The 19,970-nt window shown below is 61.9% G+C and carries 17 protein-coding genes; 6 read left to right on the forward strand and 11 right to left on the reverse strand.

The window, feature by feature from the left end:
• Window positions 1-21: 21 nt before the first annotated feature.
• The gene (locus ACFPN2_RS18680) at window positions 22-564 is read right to left on the reverse strand and encodes a porin family protein (protein ID WP_380599193.1); all 543 of its coding nucleotides are present in this window, start codon (window positions 562-564) and stop codon (window positions 22-24) included.
• 147 nt (window positions 565-711) lie between these two features.
• Window positions 712-2,994 (reverse strand): S9 family peptidase, encoded by a 2,283-nt coding sequence (locus ACFPN2_RS18685; protein WP_380599195.1) that lies wholly within the window; start codon window positions 2,992-2,994, stop codon window positions 712-714.
• 100 nt (window positions 2,995-3,094) lie between these two features.
• Between ACFPN2_RS18685 and ACFPN2_RS18690 the strand changes: the two genes are divergently transcribed.
• Window positions 3,095-5,314, forward strand: coding sequence for a prolyl oligopeptidase family serine peptidase (locus ACFPN2_RS18690; RefSeq protein ID WP_380599197.1), 2,220 nt, complete (start codon window positions 3,095-3,097; stop codon window positions 5,312-5,314).
• Here ACFPN2_RS18690 and yacG read toward each other — a convergent pair.
• Entirely contained in the window at window positions 5,311-5,505 is a 195-nt protein-coding gene (gene yacG / locus ACFPN2_RS18695) for a DNA gyrase inhibitor YacG (RefSeq protein ID WP_380599199.1), read from the reverse strand. The genes ACFPN2_RS18690 and yacG overlap by 4 nt on opposite strands.
• Window positions 5,506-5,512: 7 nt before the next feature.
• On the reverse strand, window positions 5,513-6,466 hold the full coding sequence (gene zapD, locus ACFPN2_RS18700; protein WP_380599201.1) for a cell division protein ZapD: 954 nt from the start codon (window positions 6,464-6,466) through the stop codon (window positions 5,513-5,515).
• A 69-nt stretch (window positions 6,467-6,535) separates the two neighbouring features.
• Here zapD and ACFPN2_RS18705 point away from each other — a divergent pair, with 69 nt between their 5' ends.
• On the forward strand, window positions 6,536-7,267 hold the full coding sequence (locus ACFPN2_RS18705) for a DUF481 domain-containing protein (protein ID WP_380599203.1): 732 nt from the start codon (window positions 6,536-6,538) through the stop codon (window positions 7,265-7,267).
• A gap of 40 nt (window positions 7,268-7,307) precedes the next feature.
• Here the strand turns inward: ACFPN2_RS18705 and ACFPN2_RS18710 are convergent, their stop codons facing one another.
• The 6 genes from ACFPN2_RS18710 to ACFPN2_RS18735 all read right to left on the reverse strand — a co-directional run bounded on the left by ACFPN2_RS18710 (window position 7,308) and on the right by ACFPN2_RS18735 (window position 15,361).
• A complete protein-coding gene (locus ACFPN2_RS18710; RefSeq protein WP_380599205.1) occupies window positions 7,308-7,937 on the reverse strand; it encodes a thiol:disulfide interchange protein DsbA/DsbL in 630 nt (209 codons plus the stop codon).
• Window positions 7,938-7,971: 34 nt separating this feature from the next.
• The gene (locus tag ACFPN2_RS18715; protein ID WP_380599207.1) at window positions 7,972-8,694 is read right to left on the reverse strand and encodes an FKBP-type peptidyl-prolyl cis-trans isomerase; all 723 of its coding nucleotides are present in this window, start codon (window positions 8,692-8,694) and stop codon (window positions 7,972-7,974) included.
• Window positions 8,695-8,796: 102 nt separating this feature from the next.
• Window positions 8,797-10,971, reverse strand: a complete 2,175-nt coding sequence (locus tag ACFPN2_RS18720; RefSeq protein WP_380599209.1) for a M3 family metallopeptidase — start codon at window positions 10,969-10,971, stop codon at window positions 8,797-8,799.
• 145 nt (window positions 10,972-11,116) lie between these two features.
• On the reverse strand, window positions 11,117-11,869 hold the full coding sequence (locus ACFPN2_RS18725; protein ID WP_380599211.1) for an HAD family hydrolase: 753 nt from the start codon (window positions 11,867-11,869) through the stop codon (window positions 11,117-11,119).
• Window positions 11,870-12,275: 406 nt separating this feature from the next.
• Entirely contained in the window at window positions 12,276-13,421 is a 1,146-nt protein-coding gene (locus ACFPN2_RS18730) for a DUF3089 domain-containing protein (protein ID WP_380599213.1), read from the reverse strand.
• Between the two features lie 20 nt (window positions 13,422-13,441).
• Window positions 13,442-15,361, reverse strand: a complete 1,920-nt coding sequence (locus tag ACFPN2_RS18735; protein ID WP_380599215.1) for an outer membrane protein assembly factor BamB family protein — start codon at window positions 15,359-15,361, stop codon at window positions 13,442-13,444.
• A gap of 155 nt (window positions 15,362-15,516) precedes the next feature.
• On the opposite strand from ACFPN2_RS18735, the gene ACFPN2_RS18740 reads away from it, so the two are divergent.
• From ACFPN2_RS18740 to ACFPN2_RS18755, 4 genes are all read left to right on the forward strand, one after another.
• Window positions 15,517-16,569, forward strand: a complete 1,053-nt coding sequence (locus ACFPN2_RS18740) for a hypothetical protein (protein ID WP_380599217.1) — start codon at window positions 15,517-15,519, stop codon at window positions 16,567-16,569.
• 134 nt (window positions 16,570-16,703) lie between these two features.
• Window positions 16,704-17,162 (forward strand): DUF411 domain-containing protein, encoded by a 459-nt coding sequence (locus ACFPN2_RS18745; RefSeq protein ID WP_380599219.1) that lies wholly within the window; start codon window positions 16,704-16,706, stop codon window positions 17,160-17,162.
• A gap of 2 nt (window positions 17,163-17,164) precedes the next feature.
• Window positions 17,165-17,965 carry an exodeoxyribonuclease III gene (locus ACFPN2_RS18750; protein ID WP_380599221.1) on the forward strand — a complete coding sequence of 267 codons (801 nt, stop codon included), beginning with the start codon at window positions 17,165-17,167 and terminating at the stop codon, window positions 17,963-17,965.
• A 151-nt stretch (window positions 17,966-18,116) separates the two neighbouring features.
• Window positions 18,117-19,037 carry a dioxygenase family protein gene (locus ACFPN2_RS18755; RefSeq protein ID WP_380599223.1) on the forward strand — a complete coding sequence of 307 codons (921 nt, stop codon included), beginning with the start codon at window positions 18,117-18,119 and terminating at the stop codon, window positions 19,035-19,037.
• A gap of 150 nt (window positions 19,038-19,187) precedes the next feature.
• Here the strand turns inward: ACFPN2_RS18755 and ACFPN2_RS18760 are convergent, their stop codons facing one another.
• Window positions 19,188-19,964: a ferredoxin--NADP reductase gene (locus tag ACFPN2_RS18760; protein WP_380599224.1), complete on the reverse strand. Its 777-nt coding sequence runs from the start codon at window positions 19,962-19,964 to the stop codon at window positions 19,188-19,190.
• Window positions 19,965-19,970 lie beyond the last annotated feature (6 nt).

Consider the following 19,970-nt stretch of genomic DNA (forward strand, 5'->3'; position numbering starts at 1 on the left):
CCTGTCACCACGTCCGTGTCGTTAGAATTTGTAAGTGACGCCCGCCGAGACGATCTGGAAGTCGCCTGCGCTTACGTCCACGGCTTCGTATTCTGCCCGCAATCGAAGGCCGCCCCATACGGCCAGCTCCACGCCAGCACCGTAGGCGAAGTCTTCGTCGCTGTCGCGCTCGCGTTCGCTCAGATTCCCCAGACGCGATGTGGTCTCGGAGTCGTAGAACGCGTAGCCGAGCTTGCCGAACAGAGCGAACGTCTCGCCGAGCGGCAGGCGGAGCACCGCATTCGCGATGACGCCGCTGCTGTCGTTCTCGAGTGCGATGGGGCCGATCGTGTCGTCCTGGGTTCCGGCGTCGACATATGCGACCTCGATGCCGAAGTATCGGTTGAATGTGTAGCCGCCGCCAACCTTGAATGCCGTATCGCTTCCCTTGAATTCGCCAGACTCGTTCGTTGCTTCGCCAACGCTCGCGGCGACGTAAAAGCCCGGCTGCTCCTCCGCGTGCGTTCCAAACGAGAGACCGATGCCCGCGATCGATAAAACCGACAGGACGACAACTTTGCGCATGTATGACTCCTTCAGATGCGTGAATCGCATCCGAATAGAGCAAGCGCCGTACCAGCTCGAACGGCGCGCGGCCTATGCGCAACTCCTTGAATTAACGAAGGTGCAAAACGAGGGGGTGTCCGCGATCGTGGACAGGTGTTGTCTTGATCAGCTCTCCGGCGCGTTCAATTCCCGCTCGAAGAACCGCAACACCATTTCATAATAATGCCGTCCCTGCTGCGGCATCCGGACCAACCCATGTTTGCCGCCCGGATAAGTCATCACGTCGAACGGCTTGTTCAACGACTGCAATGTTTGCATCAGGCGCGTGCTGTGTGTGAACAGCACGTTGTCGTCTGCCATACCATGCACGAGCAGCAGCGAGCCATGGAGTGAGTCGGCATAAGGAAGGACGGCGCTTGCCCGATAACCTTCGGCATTGTTCTGCGGAGTACCGAGATATCGTTCGGTGTAGTGAGTGTCGTAGAGCGACCAGTCCGTCACAGGCGCCCCCGCGACGCCGGCGCGGAACGCCTTGGTCGTCGTCAGGGCCATGAGTGACATGTAGCCGCCGTAGCTCCAGCCCATGATGCCGATGCGATCGCCCGCGACGAACGGTAACGACTTCAAATATTCCACGCCACGCAACTGATCTTCGATTTCTGCTTTGCCAGTGCGCCCGGCGATGGCGGTCTCAAAGGCGTTTCCGCGGAAACCGGAGCCGCGATTGTCGAGGGTCAGCACGACGAAGCCGTTCTGTGCGAGCACCTGACGGAACAAGCCCTGCGTTGCTCGCGCGCCGCCCATCCAATCTTTGCGCACATATTGGAAGTGCGGGCCGCCGTACACGTCGATGACGGCCGGGTAGCGCTTGCCGGCGACCAGCTTCGCTGGCTTCATCAGCCGATAGTAGAGCTGCTGCCCATCGCTCGCGGGCACCGAGCCGTACTCTTCGGTGACCTGATTGGAAACATACGGGTGGTAGGGATGGGTCGCGTCGAGCGGGTTGCGCAGCAGCCAATGCTGGAGCGAGCCGTCGAGTTTGCGCAGGCTGGCGGCGGGCGGTTGATCCGGTGATGAGTGCACGTCGAGATAACCGCGACCGCCCGGCAGCAACTTCACATCGTGCCAGCCAGCCTTGCGAGACACACGCGTGACTTTGCCAGAACCCTCTAGCGGCACCGAATACAAATGACGCTCGAGCGGCGAATCCTTGGAGCCCAGGAAATAAACGCGGCCAGCGGCTTCATCGATGCCCACCAGGCCGTTCTCGGAGCCGTCGCCGACCACCATCCAATCGCCGCTGGTCAGCGGATGTAGCAGCTTGCCGTCCAGGTCGTACAGATACAAATGTTTGTAACCAGTGCGACGCGAGCTCCAGATGAACTGCGGCTTGGACTGCAGGAACTTGAAGTCGTCGTTCAGCTCGATCCAATGCGGGCTGGTCTCGGTCAACAGCACGCGAGACGCGCCGCTCGCGACATCGATCTTCAGCAGCTCGAGTTTCTTCTGATCGCGCGGCTGGCGCTGGACGGCGAGCGACTTCGAATCCGGGAACCATTTGACGCGGGCGAGATAGCCATCGCCCAGGCCGAGCTCGAGATCGCCGATTTTCGACGTCGCGAGATCGACGACCTTCAGCTCGACTTTAGTGTTCGCGGTGCCGGCGGCGGGATAGCGCTGACGAAACATTCGCGCGCCATCGGCATTGATTTCGAAACGTTCGACTTCCTGCACCGGCGAATCGTCGATGCGCGTGAACGCGATGTGCGAATCGTCGGGCGACCACCAGTAGCCGGTGCTGCGGCCCATCTCTTCCTGCGCCACGAATTCGGCCACGCCGTTTTGGACGAGGCCGGCGCCGTCGGTGGTGAGGGCGCGTTCCTGGCGAGAGCGCAAATCGATCACAAACAGATTCTGGTCGCGAATGAAGCTGACGTAGCGACCGCCGGGCGAGAGCTTCGCGTCGGTTTCATACGAAGCGCTGTGGGTCAGGCGCGTGACCGGTTCGGCTTTGGCGTCCAGATCGTACAGATACAAATCGCCGCCCAACGGAATCAGCAGGCGCTTGCCGTCGCTGGAGAATTCATATTCGACGATACCGCGCAGCGAGGCGGTGCGCTGGCGCTCGCGCCGGGCTTCCTCTTCGGCCGAGAGCTTTTCGTCATCGCCGACCAGCTTGCGCGAATCGACCAGCACGCGGGCCGTGCCGCTGCGGGTGTCGAAGGCCCACAGATCCAGCTGATCCTTGTTGTCGGCCTTGCCTTGCAGATAGGTCACATAGCGACCGTCGGGCGAGAATTTAGGCTCGCGCAGGCGCGGTCCCGAAAGATCGGGATCCGCGAAAATGCGGGCGACGGTCAGGGGTTCGGCAAAGCTGGCTTCGGTGGACAAGGTGAGGCCCGTCAGGCAGGTCGCAAGGATCGCGAGTTTGGTCGTTGTATACCGCATCTGAGAGTTGCGCCGGGTAGGGAATGACGACGTTACACTAAGCGCTGGCTTCAAGGCAGGAGCCAACCCCCGTCATCCTAAGTGATCGAGCGAGAGAGTCATGCAAAGGAAGATCCAGCTGTTGTGGCCCGTATTGCTGTTGCTCAGTTCGTGCGGCACCGAGCCGGCGAAGCAGGCGTCTGGCGGGGCTCCGTCCATGACTGCCAGCACTACGGCCCCCGACGCCTCGATGAAGCCAGCCGCATTCAAGTATCCCGAGACCCGCCGCGTCGATCATGTCGATACCTACCACGGCACGAGCATCGCCGATCCGTATCGCTGGCTGGAGGACGCCGACAGCGCCGACACCAGAAACTGGATTCAGGCGCAGAACGCGCTGGCCCAGCCCTATCTCGAGTCCATCCCGGCGCGTGAGCGCATCAAGCAGCGCATGACGCAGCTGTGGAACTACGAGCGTTACGACATCCCGGTGAAGCGCGGCAATCGTTACTTTTATCTGCGCAACGACGGTCTGCAGAATCAGAGCGTGTTGTATATGACCGAGCGCTTGAATGCCGAGCCTCGCGTGCTGCTCGATCCCAATCAGCTGAGCAAGGACGCGACGGTTGCGCTCAGCGAGTTCGTGCCGAGCCCGGATGGTCGCCTCGTTGCATACAGCCTGTCCGATGGCGGCACCGACTGGCGGACCTGGCACTTCCGCGATGTCGCGACCGGCAAGGATCTGCCCGATGTCCTGCGCTTCATCAAGTTCGTGCCGATCGCGTGGACCGGGGATTCCAAGGCGGTCTATTACGCGCGCTTCCCGCTGACCGCGGACGGCAAGGGCGACGATACCAAACAACGCGAGGTCTACTGGCACAAGCTCGGCGCCGACGTGGCGCGCGACCAGCTGATCTTCAAAGTCACCGATCATCCCACCCGCAATCCGTACGTGCAGATCTCGGACGGCGGCAAATATGCGATTTTCTGGCTGTACGACGGCTCGCAGTCGACCGGCATCTACTATCGCAAGATCGCGCGCGATGGCACGCCGTCGGGCGAGACGGTGCGTTTGATCGACAGCTTCGATGCGAACTATCAATTCATCGCCGAGATCGACGATGTTTTCTACATCCGCAGCAACAAGGACGCACCGAACGCGCAAGTGGTGGCGATGCCGATCGGGACGGCGAAGAAAGATTCGCGCGTCGTCGTGCCTGAGTCGAAGTTCTCCGCGGATGAGGTGTCCATCGTCGGTCGCCGCGTCATCGTGCAGTACCTGCAGGATGCGCACTCGCTGGCGCGCGTGTTCGATCTCGACGGCAAGGTTCAGTACGACGTGAAACTGCCGGGCCTCGGCACGGCGCTCGGCTTCGACGGCGGCGTGCAGGACACCGAGACGTTCTTCGGCTACTCGGATTTCCTGACACCGATGACCATCTCCCGGCTGGATCTCACATCGGGCGCGACCGAAATTTTCCGCGCGCCGAAGCTCGCCGCGGACGCCAGCCAGTTCGTGGTCAAGCAGGTGTTCTACAAGAGCAAGGATGGCACCCAGGTGCCGATGTTCATCGCTCACAAGAAAGGGCTGGCGCTGAACGGTCAGAACTTCGTGCAGCTCTACGGCTATGGCGGTTTCAACATCGCGCAGCAGCCCTCGTTCAGCGTGCCGGTGCTGGTGTGGCTGGAGATGGGCGGCGTCTATGCGGTCGCCAATCTGCGAGGCGGCTCCGAATACGGCGAGGCCTGGCACGAAGCGGGCACCAAGCTGCACAAGCAGAATGTGTTCGACGACTTCATCGCCGCTGCTCAGTATCTGGTCGACGAGAAGTACACAGCGCCCGCGAAGATCGCGATTCGCGGTCGGAGCAATGGCGGCTTGCTGGTCGGTGCAGTGCTGACACAACGTCCTGATTTATTCGGCGCGGCGCTGCCGGCGGTCGGCGTGCTCGACATGCTTCGTTATCAGACGCCCAGCTCGAATGCGCGTCAGTGGTCCAGCGATTACGGGCTCAGCGAGAACGAAGCGGAGTTTCGTGCTCAATTGGCGTACTCGCCGCTGCATAACGTCCACAAGGTCTGTTATCCGCCGACGCTCGTGACCACCGCGGATCGCGACGACCGCGTCGTGCCCTGGCACAGTTACAAGTTCGCAGCGACGCTCCAGGCGGCGCAGACCTGCCCGAATCCGGTGATGCTGAGGGTGGAGACGCGCGCCGGCCATGGCGCCGGTAAACCGGTCTGGATGCAGATCGAGGACTACGCCGACCAGTGGGCATTCCTGGTCAAGTCGCTGCATATGGAGCCGGAGGGCCTGCTGTCGCAGGCGAATGCGGGCTAGTCGTCGTCCCGGTCCCGCTCGCGCTTCGGGCCATCCTCGGTTTCGACAACTTCACCGGGGATGGCGTGTTTTTCCGCGGCCCAGGCGCCCAGGTCGATGAGCTTGCAGCGCTCGCTGCAGAACGGGCGCCAGCGGGAGGCTTCCGTCCATTCCACCGGACGGTCGCAGGTCGGGCAACGAACCACGGTCATGACAGACTCAAGTACAGACGCTGAGCTGGAACTGCACATCCTCAGTGGTCTGAACTGGCCGAGAATTCACATCGTTCCACGACAGGAAGCGGATGCTGCAGCGGTGGTGGCTGCCGCTGATCTCCGGAAACAGCTGGGTATTCGCGGGCAGGGTCAGGCGCAGCAGCTGACAGGGATTTTCGCGATCGAACGCGATCTGGAAGGTGCCGCCGGTCGCGATCTCGTTGCGGGGCCGGGCGGCCTCGCGGGTCAGCCATAACAGCTCGGTGACGGCGTCGCACAGCGGCCGGATGGTGGCCATCCAGTCGCCAAACTGCTTGGAGCGCACCGCGAACGGCTGGTCCAGCCAGTGGCGGTAATCGGGCAGATCGAACTCGCAGGTGCCGCCGGGGATGGTGCTGCGATGCTTGATCGAGTTCAGGAATTCCGAATCGCGCAGCCGCTGCATGAACAGCGCGCCCACCGAATTGAGCTCGGTGCGCAGCCGGGTCAGATTGTTCAGCACCGCTTTGAGACGCGAGTTATCCACTCCGGCGCGGCTGGCGTAGTCGTGCATCACCGCCATCTGCCGCTCGAGATCCTTGAGCACTTCGCTGCGGATATCGCCGCGCGCGGTAATTGCCAGGATTTCCAGCAGCGCGCTCATGGCGGCGCGGGTCGACCACTGATCCTCGCGCTCTTCGTGGAACAGGGCTTGCTGATAAAGAAAGTCCAGTCGCAGAAAAGTACGCATCCGCTCATTGAGCGGTTGCTCATAGACGGGGCCGGGCGGGGCGGCGCGTGGGCTATCGGACGAGGTCATCCTGTGGATTGTGAAGCACTGGCCGGCAGTTGAAAAACCCTTTTTGCTTCGAACAGCTCCCGCGCGTTCAGGCTGCCGCCGGTCTCGCATTAAATCGTCGTCACCCGGCGACGGGGAACACACGTCGTTGTTGGAAGCATTTACGTATTCTGCTTCCATATTGCGCCCGCTATTTTCCGGCGCTGACTCGGCCCGGGACGGGCGCTTTGTGTTCACGGAGTTTTATTGATGCGACGATTGTTGTTCGCGGCCACGGTATTGGCCGCCGCGGTGCCGGCTCATGCGCAGTGGACCGGTAAGGGAGAGGCGGGAATGGTGTTCGCCAGCGGTAACACCGACACCGAGACCGCCAACGCCAAGCTGAATCTTAAATACGAGACGGAGCACTGGAAGAACATCCTTGGCGGCGCGGTGCTGTATGCGTCCGACGAGGATGGCAAGACCGCGAACCGCTGGGAAACCTTCGGCGAGCTGGGCTGGAAATTCACCGAGCGTAATTTCCTGTTCGGCGCCGGGCGCTACGAAGAGGACGAGTTCAGCGGCTTCGAGTACCAGGCCACCCTGTCGGGCGGCGTGGGCCGCCGCTTCCTCGACAACCCGACCACGACCATGGTCGCCACCGTCGGTGCCGGTTATAAATTCCTCGAAACGCGCGACTCCTTCGACCCGGACACCGGTGTGTTGATCGAAGAGGGCGATAGCAGCAGCGAAGTGGTGTTTCGAGGGACGCTCGACTTCGAGCACAAATTCACCGCCACGACGTCGCTGATCGACAAGTTCATCACGGAATCGGGCGCGGACAACACGTTCGTGCAGAACGACATTTCACTGCAGGTGAAGATGACGGACGTGCTGGCGCTGGCGGTCGGTTACGGGGTTCGCCACAACACGAACCCGCCGGCGGAGTTCAAGAAGACGGATACGCTCACGACGATTAATCTCGTTTACGAGATCAGGTGAGACGCGGGGCGGCCCTCATTGCGAGGACCGCCCGTTCAAACTACTTGGCGGCGGCCTGGTCCACCAGCTCGCGCGTGATGCGGAGCATGTCCGGGTAGTCTTTGCCCATCGCGCGATACTTGCCGGCGACCGTCAAGGTGGGGATGCCGTTGACTTTGTAGTCGCGTGACAGCTGTTCGGCGCGCATGGCTTTCTGGGTGACTTCCGCCGAGTTGAACTGGTTGCGGAATTTGTTTGGATCGACGCCGTTCTGGGCGGCCCAGGCGGCCAGGGCATCGACGTCGTACAGCGGCTGGTTCTTGGCGTGGATCGCGTCGAACAGCTGCGCATCCAGCCGCTCCAGGTCGCCGGTGGCTTCGAGCGTGTAATACGCGCGGACCAGCTGGCCCCACTCACGCCGGCCGAGAGAGACCGGCACTTTGACCAGCACCGCATTGGCCGGCAGCTGCGTCTTCTTCCATTCCGCCAGCAGCGGGCTCATGTGATAGCAGTGCGGGCAACCGTACGAGAAGAACTCGATCACCTCGACCTTGCCGGTCGTGGTCTGCGCCTGCGGCGGAGTGATCAGGCTGTAGTCGGTGCCCTGCGTCGGCGCGGCGTGCGCCGACGTGAGGGACAACGGACCCGCGACAGACAGGAACAGCGCGAACAGAAGCCGAGCTGCGGTCACGATGATTCTCTCCGATGTTTACAGCGGGAATCGATTACTGAGCAGGCTGAGCGGCCGGCGGCTCGATGCCGAGCAGCTCCACGTCGAAGATCAGCGTCGCGCCGGGGCCGATGGTCGGCGGGGCGCCGCGATCGCCGTAAGCGATGGCAGCCGGGCAAACGAGCTTGCTCTTGCCGCCCACCTTCATCTGCTGCACGCCTTCAGTCCAGCACGGGATCACGCCGTTCAGCGGGAACGTCGCCGGCTCGCCACGCTGCACCGAGCTGTCGAACACCGTGCCGTTCGGCAGAGTGCCGTGATAGTGCACCTTGACCGTGTCGGTGGCTTTCGGAGACGGGCCGGCGCCCTCTTTGACGGTGGTGATGATCAGACCGGACTCGAGACGCTTCGCACCCGGCTCGGCGGCGGCCTTGTCGAGCGCCTGCTTGGCGACAGCGGCAACGCGCTGAGTCTGCAGCTCACGCAGACGCGGGATGTATTGCTGAACTTCGACCTGCGACGGCTTGCCCAGCGCGCCATCGGTGAAGCCTTGTTTGACCTTTTCCAGCTCCGCCGGTGTGAAGTTGAACGAAGCGATGTTCTGGGAAACGGCGACGCCGAGCGCATAGAAAGCCTTGTCGTCTTCGCTGCCGCTCACGGGCGCGGATGAGCTCGCCGCCGGGGTTGCCGCAGCATGGGTCGCAGGCTCCTTGGTGAAGAACTTGACCGCTCCCACGAACAGCAAGAATCCGACTAACGCTATGACAAACGCGCGCATTGGAGTCCTTATCCGGCAGAAAAAAGGGCGGCCAGCATACAGCATTGGCCGCCCTTTTCATGTGCTTGCCGACGTCTGATGACGGCGACTGGAGACCCTGGCTTAGTGGGCGGCGCCCTCGGTCCCGCCGGTCAGGCCCCGGGCTTCCAGCAGCGGTCCGATCTCCGGGGCCGTGCCGTAGAAATCCCGGAAGATGGTCAGAGCATCCGCACTAAAGCCCTTGGATAACACCTTCGAGCGCAGCAGATCGCCGTTCTCCCGCTTCAGGCCGCCGTGGGTCTTGAACCAATGCTCGGTGTCCCGCGCCAGCACCTCGCTCCAGATGTAGGCGTAGTAGCCGGCCGAATAGCCGATCGGGCTGGAGAAGATGTGAAGGAAATAAGTCGACCGATAGCGCGGCGGCACCGGCGGGAAGTCCACATGCGCCGACTTCAACGCGTTGGCCTCGAAAGCGGCAATATCGGCCGCCGCTGGCGTTTTGCCCGGCGCCAGCTGGTGATAGTGCTGATCGAGGATGGAGGCGGCCAGGTACTCCGTGGTCGCGTAGCCCTGATTGAACTTCTGCGCGGCCAGCACCTTGTCCATCAGCTCCTTCGGCATGGGCGCGCCGGTCTGATGATGCTTCGCATAGTTCGCCAGCACGCGCGGCTCGGTGGCCCACATTTCGTTGTACTGGGACGGATACTCGACGAAGTCGCGCGGCACGTTGGTGCCGGAGAACTGCGGGTACTGCACGCTCGAGAACAAGCCGTGAATCGCATGGCCGAACTCGTGGAACGCCGTGTTCACTTCATCCCAGGTCAGTAGCGTCGGCTGTCCGGCCGGCGGCTTGGGAATGTTCAGGGTGTTGGTGACGACCGGCTTGTTGCCGAACAGTCGGGATTGCTCGACGAAGCTGTTCATCCACGCGCCGCCGCGCTTGTTGCTGCGAGCATAAGGGTCGAACAGGAATACGCCGAGTGCCGAGCCGTCGCGGTCGGTGACTTCGAACACGCGCACATCTTCCTGGTAGACCGGCAGATCCTTGCGCTCCTTGAACTTCAAGCCATACAGCTCCTGCGCGGCGAACAGCACGCCGTCGACGAGCACGCGATTCAGCTCGAAGTACGGCCGCACCTGCGCTTCGTCATAGGCGTATTTCTTCGCACGCACCTGCTCGGCGTAGAAATCCCAATCCCAGGCCTGTAGCTGGAAGCTCGGCGTGCCGTTGGCTTTGGCCTGGGCATCGATGAGCTGCTGCATGTCGGCCGCTTCGCGCCGGGCATTGGCCACGGCGGCGGGCGCCAGCTGGTTCAGCATGCTGTTCACGGCTTCGGCGGTCAGCGCTGTTTCATCTTCCAGCACATACGCTGCGTGATTTGGATAGCCCAGCAGCTTGGCGCGATCGGCGCGCAGCTTGACGATCTCGGCGATCAGCTTGGTCGTGTCGAATTCACCGCTCCAGCCGCGATTGATCGACGCCTTGTACAAGCGTTCGCGCACCGCGCGGTTCTTCAGTTCGGAGAGCGGCGGCTGCCCGGTCGTGTTCAGCAGCGTCAGCACGTACTTGCCTTCTTTGCCGCGCGTTTTGGCCGCTTCGGCGGCGGTCGCGATCTGCGCGTCGCTCAAGCCGTCGAGCTCGGCTTTGGTGTCGACCACGATGGCGGCGGCGTTGTCGCCCTTGAGCACGAGCTGCCGAAATTCCGTGGTCCTGGACGAAATCTGTTCATTGAGTGTGCGCAGCTCTTTCTTCTGCGCCTCCGACAGATTCGCGCCGGCGCGCACGAAGTTGGTGTGATAGCGCTCCAGCAAGCGCAGCGATTCCGGATCGAGCTTGAGCGACTGGCGCTGGTCATAGAGCTTTTTCACGCGCGCGAACAGGGCGGCGTCCAGATAAATCCCGTCCGAGTGCGCGGACAGCTTCGGCGCCATTTCGGTCTGCGCCTTTTCGATGTCCGGGTTGGTGTTGGAGGAGCTGAGCGCGAAGAAGATCGTCGTCGCGCGGTTCAGCAACTGGCCGGAACGCTCCAATGCGACGATCGTGTTTTCGAACGTCGGCGCGGCCTTGTTATTGACGATGTCCGCGACTTCCTGGCGCTGTTCGGCCATGCCCGCTTCCATTGCCGGCACGTAATGCTCGTTCTTGATCTTGTCGAGCGGCGGCCACTTGAACGGCAGCGTGCTCTCGCGAGCGAAGGGATTGTCGGGCGACAGGGCAGGGGCGGCGATCGCGTTCATGGTCATCGTTCCGAGCGCCGCGGTTAACAACGCGGCGATGAGCTTGTTGGAGGCTGGCATATCGAGCTTCGGTGTCCGGCGAGACAGCCAGGGTTACAAATGCGCGCCCATTCATCAAGCAGCATGCGATGAGCAGGCGTCATGAACGAGCCGGAAGCTCACGGCCCGCACATGCACCCAATGTATACAAGCAAATTTCGCTATTTCAACTGGGGCCCGGCGCTGCACGCCACTTCGGCGGGGTCTTGCCGAGCTCGACGTGGTGGCGGCGTCGCGCCAGCTCACGCGAGGCGAGGTCGTCGCGGAGCATTTCCTCGATGAGCTCGGTCACACCCGGGCCGTGCGTCGACTTCGTGACGAAGTCGGCTTCCTGCTGCACCGACGGCAATGCATTCGCTACGGCCACGGCGCATTCGCAGATACCGAGAAAGGCGTGATCGTTTTCCGCATCGCCGACGCCGACCGCGTTCTGCTCGGACAGGTGCAGCTCTTTCAATGCGGCTTGCAGGCCCGTCGCTTTGTTCACGCCAGAGGGGAGGATCATCACGGCGCCTTTGTTGAATATCACCTGCAGCTCGAGCCCGAGATCGCGGATGACTTCGAGTGCGATCTTTTCGTAAGGCTCACGCGTCGCGACGATGGTCTTGCCCACGCTGAGCGGCGTGACGTTGCGCCTCTCCAGCGCCGCCACGAATTGCGGCAGCGGCGGCTCACACAGAGGTTTCTGCGCTTTCGTCGCCGGGTTGTAGAGCAGGGCGCCGTTCTCGGCGACGACCAGGTCAAACAAATCCAGGCGAGGGAAAACCGAGATGAGCTCGTTGAGCTCACGGCCGGTGACCATGATGAGCTTGCGACCGGATTCGCGAAGACGCGCGAGTGCATCGATGGTGGGGTCGTCGACCACGCCGTGGTGGGCGATCGTGCCGTCGTAGTCGGTGCACAGCACTTGGTATCGCATGTCACTTTCTCGCCGTGGGAAAACGCTACGGCGGAACGCAACGAGGGAATTCGCAGTTCCGGCCGGCGAACCGACGGTGCCAGGTCGCACGCGATGCGTGTAGAGCAATTTACCGCAGGGCTCTACACGCAGCCGCTGCGGAGAGGAGATGCCTGGCTCGCGCACGGGCGAATCGAAACGGGCGGCCGACTTCAGCTCGGGTCGAATCGCAAGGCGATTTCAGCTTGAGCCGCGGCGAATCGCAGAGGGGACGTTTGGCTTTGGGCCGGCGCGAATCGCAGAGGGGACGTTTGGCTTTGGGTCGGCGCGAATCGCAGAGGGGCGTTTGGCTTTGGGCTGGGGCGAATCGCAGAGCCGCCGAAGGCGGCTCGCGATCGCCAGGGAAGAGAAATACTGAGCGGCGGCGTTATTTGCTGAGGTACGCCTTCGACTGCTGCGCAACCACGTCGACCAGGTTACCCATCGCGACGTGTGCATCGATCAGATGCAGGCCCCAATCTTTCATGACCTGACCGTTGGCGACGACGTCGCCCGGGATCTCATCCGTGCGCGGGTCCGACGGATTCGCATTCGTCGTGATCGCTAGATACGAACCTGCATCGTTGCTCACGCACTCGCCCGTCAACAATCCGGGCAAACTCACAAACGGCGTCTCGATCTTCGCGCCCGTTGCCCACGGCTTGGGCTGAGCTGACTCTGTGCTCACGCCATTGAACCCGCTGGACAGATACGCATGCATCTCCGCCTTGCCGCCCTTCAACGCCGCCGGATTCACGCACGCGGCCGTCATGCCTTCCGTCGGCACGCGGCCGAAGCGTGAGTTCGCGGGCGGCGGTACGTCACTGCGGAAAGTCACATACGAAATCACACAGCCCAGCTGCGACGAGGATCGGCACAGCGGCACGTTCTGGAACGATCCGCCCACATCCTTACCTTTCGGCACAGCGACGTTGGTCCCCAGCAGCAACGCGGAAATAATCTTCGATTGAATGGGCTTGCCATCGATCTCGCTCTTGATCAGCTGAGTCAGCACGGCCGAGCCCTGCGAGTGCCCGATGAGCACGACGCCGCGACCTTTGTTGTCATTCTGGAGATAGTAATTCCAGGCCGCGAGCACATCCTCGTAGCCAAGCTTACGATCAGCGGGAAAACCACCGCCGCCAGCCATCGCGGCGCGCAGCGCTTTCAATGTGACTTGTCGATAGAGCGGCGCATACAACTTGCACTGAGAAGCAAAGCGAGCGAACTGTGCCCGCACGACGTTGGTCTCTTCCGGCCCTGCATTCATATCGCTGTTGGGCGTCGGATCGTTCGACACCGTCGGATACACGTAGAAACAATCGATGGGCGCGTTGGCGTTGGCCTTGAACGGCTCCTTGGTGAGCTTGCCGTCCGCTGCGATGACGGTCGTCGTCAAATCCACGGCGCAGGCATCTTGACGTCCCGGCCGACACAACCAGGTTTCAGGCTTGCTGTAATCGTTCGCGGCCGCCGGCGCTGCGCTCAGCAGCAATCCGCAGGCTGCGATTGAGATTCGAATGATGGTCGACATGAGGATCCCCCGTTGCAGACTCAGCGTGTTCTTGCCCTGGGACGAAACGCCAGCAGCACGTTGCCCGGCGGCTGACGGAAGCCGCCGTAGCCGGACGCCACGAACAACATGCCGCTGCCGGCGAACACCGAATGTGAGTCGATGCCGCCGCCTTGTCCTTTGACGCCGCTGAGCGTCGTGAAATCGCGCAGCGTGTCGTATCGCCAGACGATATCGCCGGTGGCAGCGTCGAAAATATAGATGCGTCCGTCGAGCGCGCCCGCGACCACGGATTTGTCGATCACCAGCGGCGCGGCGGACAAGCCATATTTCTCGCCGCACAGATTGAAGCGCGCTTCGCGACCGTTGCTGCAATCGGCAGTCACCGGCTTGCGCCACAGGACTTTGCCGGTGTCGATGTCGATGGCGTTCATGCCGGGCTCGGGCACGTAGTCCTTGAACTCGGGGAAGTGCGGATCGTTGATGGGCGCGAACACGCGATATTCGCTGTCGATGGCAATGCCCCAGTGGACGCCGCCGAGCGCGCTGCCGTCGCCAAAGGTTTGCCGCCACAGGAGCTTGCCATTTTGCTCGGGGTCGAGGGCCCAAACATCGCCGGACTTCTGACCGGCGAGCACAACGTCGCTGCCGTCACGTTTCTTCGTGAGGATGGCGCCGGCGCCGAAGTCATAGTCCTTCAGCACGCTGTCGGCGGGGCTCGGGCAATTCGGGCCGGACGTTGCAGGATCGGCGCGGCACGCGAGATTCCAAACATCGTTGGCGAGCGCTTGGAACGTCCATTTGATATTGCCGGTGGCTAGATCGATCGCGAGCACTGCGTCGCTTGTAGATGTGGCTGGCAGCGAAGTGTTCTGGCCGGTGGTGGCGTAGATCAAGCCGCGTTTGATATCGATTGAAGGTGTCGACCAGATCGGTGCGCCCGACGGGCCGCGTAGTTTCACGCCGATGGCGCTGGTTTTTCCGGTGTACTGCGCGTTCTCCATCGTGTGCGCGATCCATAGCTGTTTGCCAGTCGCGGCCTCGAGTGCGACGACCGCGCCGTGACCGACACAACATTCGAACTTTGGATTCGCGCCGCTACCCACGCCCGACGACGAGACGGGCACGATGATGCGATCTTTATAAAGCACGGGCGCGCCGGTGATGTTGCCGGTCGCATCGTGGCGTCCACTGGCTTTCCAGAGGCGTGCGCCGGTCTGCGCGTCGACCGCATGCACTTGAGCTTGCTGATCGGCGAGTATCAGCGCTTTGCGCGAGCCGATGTCGCCGAACGATACGGAGCTGCGCACGGGCACGCCGACGTCATAAACCCACTTCGCGCAGCCCTTGTCGATATCCAGCGCGAGCAGCTTGCCGCTCTGAGCCGGCGCATAAAACATCGTCGAACCGATGATGACGGGCGACGAGCGCAGCGAGGTGGTCTTCGGGAAGCCCATGGCCCACGCCAGTTCCAACTCCGGCAATTGTTTGCTGCTGAGTCCCGCTTGCTTCGCGCTCAGGCGACGGCTGTTGTTGTGATCGACGCCGAACATCGTGAGCGCGGGTGTCGCCTTCAAGTCCACGGCGCGCCGGTCGGCGCTGCACATCATGGCCGCGGTCCAGTTGCTGTCTTCTTCCGGAGTCGCGAGATATTCGATGAGCTGCGGCATCTTCTCCGCAGGCACCAGCGAGCCTTGCTGTTGCATCACGCCTGTCGTAAGTGCGAGGCGCAGCGACTGCGCGCTCATCAATTGCAACGCTGACAATGCGGGCGCACGCGTGCCTGGAATGTTATGGCAGGCCGCGCAATACGTTTCATAGACCTGACGGCCGGGAAGATTCGCGCGAGGATCCGGTGCAGGGCCTTCGGCCGCCGCCGCGACGTTGTTGACGATAAGACCGAAAACGAATGCGCTGGCAACGCGCGCAAAGGCATTGCGACCCGGTGAATGCTCGCTCATGAACCACGCTGGCATATGAATCCCCCGCAGCTTGTTTACCGGATTCGATGGGGGTGCCGTAAAAAGAAAAGTCAAAGCCCGGGTCCCGCGATTGTCTCGCTGCGTTTCATCCATACACTGCTTGGGCGCTGCATGAGCCGTGCGTGGGGGAAGCTATGAAATATCGTGTTCTGTTGGGCAGTATTCTGTCGGTGGTTTGTGTCGTCAGCGCGTCTGCCGCAGGGTGGAAAGTGCCGCGCACGGCGGATGGCAAGCCGGATCTGCAAGGCAATTGGAACAATGCCACGCTCACGCAATTGGAGCGTGCGCAGGAGCACGGCGATCGCAAGGTGCTGACCGCCGAGGAGGCGCAGAAGATCGAAGGCGCCGCCGCTCATCACGTTGAGGAAAACGCCAAGCCCACCGATCCGAAGCTGGGCATTCAGGATTTGCCCAAGGATTGCGGTTACGGCTTCACCGGCACGAATTGCGGTTACAACAATTTCTGGGTCGATCGCGGCACGCAAGTGATCCGCATCAACGGCGAGCCGCGCAGCTCCATCATCACGGAGCCCGCGAACGGGCGCATTCCCGGGATGACGCCGGCCGCGGGTAAAGAAGCAGCGGCGCGAATGGCCGCTTTCCGTAAAGGCGCGGGCCCCGTCGATGGTCCCGAGCTTCGCTCGCTTGGTGAGCGTTGTCTCACGTCCTTCGGCTCGAGCGCGGGTCCGCCGATGCTGCCGCTGATGTACAACAACACGTATTCGATCGTGCAGACGCCGGACACGGTGATGATTCTGGTCGAGATGATTCACGACGCGCGCGTGATTCGCATCGGCGGCAAGCATGTGCCGGAGAACGTGAAGAAATGGTACGGCGATTCCATCGGCCGCTGGGAAGGCGACACGCTGGTGGTCGAGACGACCAACTTCCATCCCATGCAAACCTTCCGTGGCCTCGGCCCGAATCGCAAGGTCACCGAGCGCTTCACCCGCGTGTCGGCGGATCAGATCCTGTATCAATTCAAGGTGGAAGATCCGGCGCTCACCCAGCCGTTCGCCGGCGAGCTGCCGATGAATGCGACCCCGGACCTCATGTACGAGTACGCCTGCCATGAGGGCAACTATGCGCTGCCCGGTATCCTGGCCGGCGCGCGTGAAGAGGAAAAGCAGGCGGCGGTGGGTAAGTCGGTCAAGCAGAACGAGGCGGACAACGACAAGGGCGAGTAAAACTTGTCAAAGGCTGACGTCAGGCGAACGTAAACGTCGGCCGTTGGCAAGACTGGTCAGTTCCTCGGGTCGCGGTCATCATTAGGGCGGAGTCTGCGTGGCAGGCTCCGCCCTATTTCGTCTGGAGACCGCTCATGAATCGTCGTCAGGCTTTGCTCGGGCTCGTTGCCTTGCCCGCGGTGGCTCAAATTGCTACGGCAGCGGCGACTCCCACCGTGATCGTGAACAAAACGCCGACCTGCGGCTGCTGCGGCGTCTGGGTCAAGCATCTGCAGGCGGCGGGCTTCGCCGTGCAAGTGCACGACCTCGAGAATCTGTCGCCCATCAAGGAGCGCCTTGGCGTGCCGTTCGGCATGGGCTCCTGTCACACCGCCGAAGTCGGCGGTTATTTCATCGAAGGCCATGTGCCGGCGGAAGACGTGAAGCGCCTGCTCAGCGAGAAGCCGGCGGCCAAGGGTCTGACCGTGCCGGGCATGCCGGCCGGATCGCCGGGCATGGAAGTGCCGGGCGGCCGCGTCGATCGTTACGACGTGCTGCTGGTGGACAAAGAAGGCAAGACCAGCGTGTTCGCAACTCACGGCGATAAGAAATAACAATGAAATTCTATTCGTGGAACGTGAACGGCATCCGGGCCGTGGTGAAGAAGGGAACGTTTCAGGCGTTCGTCAAAGAGCACAAGCCCGACGTGCTGTGCCTGCAGGAAACCAAGGCCGAGCAGGGCCAGGCTGAGATCGATCTGGCCGGCTATCACGAATATTGGAATTCGGCGGTCAAGAAGGGCTATTCGGGCACGGCGATCTTTTCCAAGCGCGAGCCGCTGAATGTGATCAACGGCTTCCCCAAAGAGTTCGCCAAGAAGTTCTCGTTCGCCGATGAGTTGCAGCGGGACAGCGCCGAGGAAGGCCGCGTCATCACCGCCGAGTTCGACAAGTTCTTCGTCGTCACGGTGTACACGCCGAACGCCAAGGACGATTTGAGCCGTCTGCCGCTGCGGCACAAACATTGGGATCCGGCGTTCCTCGCGTATTGCAAACAATTGGAAAAGAAGAAACCGGTGCTGTTCAGCGGCGATTTGAACGTCGCGCACACTGAGCTGGATCTCGCGAACCCCAAGCCGAACCGCGGCAAGAAAGGGTTCACCGAGGAAGAGCGCGAGGGCTTTCAGAATTTCCTCGATGCCGGCTTCATCGATACCTTCCGCATGTTCACGGAAGGCAATGGCCACTATTCGTGGTGGAGCAATTTCTCGAATGCCCGCTCACGCAATGTGGGATGGAGAATCGACTACTGGCTGGTGTCGGAGAAGCTTCGCAAACAAGTGAAGAAAGCGGAGATTCACGCCGACGTGATGGGCAGCGATCATTGTCCGGTGAGTGTCACGGTCAACATTGACTAGACAAAAAGCGGCCGCGATTCAGCGGCCGTTCAGACATTCCCTGTCGGTCGATCGCGACGGGCGCGCACGTCTGTTTCACTGCCTTACAGTTTCTTACAAGCGTCGCTTGCAGAATCTCCGCTGACTTTTTCGCAGCGGAGAGATGCCAGCCATGAAGCGCGCACCGACCCATCATCATCCATTGGATGATCACGACCGCGGCCTCCAGCACGACCTGGAGCAGCTTGCGGCTTTGAAACAAAGACGGCGCGTGCTCGGCATGATGTTGTCTGGCAGTGCGCTGTTGATGGCGGGCTGTGGTGGCGACGATAGCTCCGGCAGCACGACGACTGCGTCGAGCACCAGCGATAGTTCGTCCGGCAGCTCGAGCGGCAGCACCTCGACCGGCACCGGTTCCACGACCAGCGGTACCTGCACGGCTGCCGCGGAAGAAACAGAAGGCCCTTATCCTTCTGACGGATCGAACACGGTGAGCGGCCAGGTCTCAAACGTGTTGAGCGAGAGCGGCGTCGTTCGCGGCGATATTCGTAACAGCTTCGGCGGCTCGAGCGGCGTGGCCGCGGGTGTGCCGCTGACCTTGACGCTGACACTGCTCAATTCAAACAACTTGTGCCAGGCGTTGTCGGGCTACGCGATCTATCTCTGGCATTGCACGCGCGATGGTAACTACTCGCTGTATTCGAGCAGCGTGCGCGATGAGAACTACCTGCGCGGCGTGCAGGTTGCGGATGCGAACGGGCAAGTGACGTTCACGACGATCTTCCCGGGCTGTTACTCGGGGCGCTATCCGCATATCCATTTCGAGATTTATTCCAGCCTGTCCATGGCTACGCTGTACACGAACAAGATTCTGACGTCGCAGCTGGCGCTGCCGCGGGATATTTGTAGCACCGTGTACAACGGCGCGACGGGCTACAGCGCCAGTGTGACCAATCTATCGCGGGTGACGATTGCCAGCGACGGTATTTTCGGTGACAACTCAGCGGCGCAGATGGCGGCGATGACGCCGACGCTGTCGGGCAGCGTGGCGGACGGTTACACCGGTACCCTGACGATCGGTGTGCCGGCCTGAAAGGATCAGAGGGCCCGGAGCCGGCCGATGTTTGCGTGGGAGCGTGATCGAGGGCGAACCACTGCTGTTGCGGAGTAGGACTCCAAGGCAGCGGGCATGGATGCGGAAGCTGCCGGCCCTGCAAGGCCGGCAGCTTCGTTTTTGCGGAGATTATTTCTCGACGAAGGCGCGTTCGATGACGTAGTCGCCCGGTGCGCCGATGTGCTTGGAGATCTCGAAGCCGCGCGCGTCGAGGATGGCGGACAGGTCCTTCAGCATGGACGGGCTGCCGCAGATCATCGCGCGATCGTGCTCGGGGTTCAGCGGCGGCAGGCCGATCTGCTCGAACAGCTTGCCGCTCTCGATCAGGTCGGTCAGGCGGCCGCGATTGCGATACGGCTCGCGCGTCACGGTCGGGTAATAGATCAGCTGTTTGCTGACCATCTCGCCGATGTGCTCGTCACGTGGCAGCACGTGCGTCAGGTATTCCTCATACGCCAGCTCGCTGGTGGCGCGCACGCTGTGCAGGAGCACGACCTTCTCGAACTTCTCATACATCGCCGGATCTTTGACCAGGCTCATGAACGGCGCGAGGCCGGTGCCCGAGCTCAGCAGATACACATGCTTGCCCGGCTTCAGATCGTCGATCAGCAGCGAGCCGGTGGGCTTGCGGCTGACCAGCACTTCATGACCCGGCAGCAGGTGCTGCAGGCGGGAGGTGAGCGCGCCGTTCTGCACTTTGATGCTGAAGAACTCGAGGTGCTCTTCGTGGTTGGCGCTGGCGATGCTGTAGGCGCGGGTCAACGGACGGCCGTCGACGTGCAGGCCCATCATGACGAACTGACCGTTCTCGAAGCGCAGGCCCGGATCGCGAGTCGTAGTGAAGCTGAACAACGTGTCGTTCCAGTGACGGACCTTCAGAACGCGCTCAGTGTTGAAAGCAGACATTTCACT

This window comes from Steroidobacter flavus (assembly GCF_042651805.1).
Lineage (GTDB): Bacteria > Pseudomonadota > Gammaproteobacteria > Steroidobacterales > Steroidobacteraceae > Steroidobacter > Steroidobacter flavus.

Excerpts from the sequence above, each read along its gene's own strand:
- ACFPN2_RS18720 (WP_380599209.1), bottom strand. The coding sequence starts at position 10,971 with ATGCCAGCCTCCAACAAGCTCATCGCCGCGTTGTTAACCGCGGCGCTC.
- zapD (WP_380599201.1), bottom strand. The coding sequence starts at position 6,466 with ATGGAAGCAGAATACGTAAATGCTTCCAACAACGACGTGTGTTCCCCG.
- ACFPN2_RS18735 (WP_380599215.1), bottom strand. The coding sequence starts at position 15,361 with ATGAGCGAGCATTCACCGGGTCGCAATGCCTTTGCGCGCGTTGCCAGC.
- ACFPN2_RS18685 (WP_380599195.1), bottom strand. The coding sequence starts at position 2,994 with ATGCGGTATACAACGACCAAACTCGCGATCCTTGCGACCTGCCTGACG.
- ACFPN2_RS18740 (WP_380599217.1), top strand. The coding sequence starts at position 15,517 with ATGAAATATCGTGTTCTGTTGGGCAGTATTCTGTCGGTGGTTTGTGTC.
- ACFPN2_RS18730 (WP_380599213.1), bottom strand. The coding sequence starts at position 13,421 with ATGTCGACCATCATTCGAATCTCAATCGCAGCCTGCGGATTGCTGCTG.
- ACFPN2_RS18680 (WP_380599193.1), bottom strand. The coding sequence starts at position 564 with ATGCGCAAAGTTGTCGTCCTGTCGGTTTTATCGATCGCGGGCATCGGT.
- ACFPN2_RS18715 (WP_380599207.1), bottom strand. The coding sequence starts at position 8,694 with ATGCGCGCGTTTGTCATAGCGTTAGTCGGATTCTTGCTGTTCGTGGGA.
- ACFPN2_RS18745 (WP_380599219.1), top strand. The coding sequence starts at position 16,704 with ATGAATCGTCGTCAGGCTTTGCTCGGGCTCGTTGCCTTGCCCGCGGTG.
- ACFPN2_RS18760 (WP_380599224.1), bottom strand. The coding sequence starts at position 19,964 with ATGTCTGCTTTCAACACTGAGCGCGTTCTGAAGGTCCGTCACTGGAAC.
- ACFPN2_RS18750 (WP_380599221.1), top strand. The coding sequence starts at position 17,165 with ATGAAATTCTATTCGTGGAACGTGAACGGCATCCGGGCCGTGGTGAAG.
- ACFPN2_RS18705 (WP_380599203.1), top strand. The coding sequence starts at position 6,536 with ATGCGACGATTGTTGTTCGCGGCCACGGTATTGGCCGCCGCGGTGCCG.
- yacG (WP_380599199.1), bottom strand. The coding sequence starts at position 5,505 with ATGACCGTGGTTCGTTGCCCGACCTGCGACCGTCCGGTGGAATGGACG.
- ACFPN2_RS18725 (WP_380599211.1), bottom strand. The coding sequence starts at position 11,869 with ATGCGATACCAAGTGCTGTGCACCGACTACGACGGCACGATCGCCCAC.
- ACFPN2_RS18690 (WP_380599197.1), top strand. The coding sequence starts at position 3,095 with ATGCAAAGGAAGATCCAGCTGTTGTGGCCCGTATTGCTGTTGCTCAGT.
- ACFPN2_RS18755 (WP_380599223.1), top strand. The coding sequence starts at position 18,117 with ATGAAGCGCGCACCGACCCATCATCATCCATTGGATGATCACGACCGC.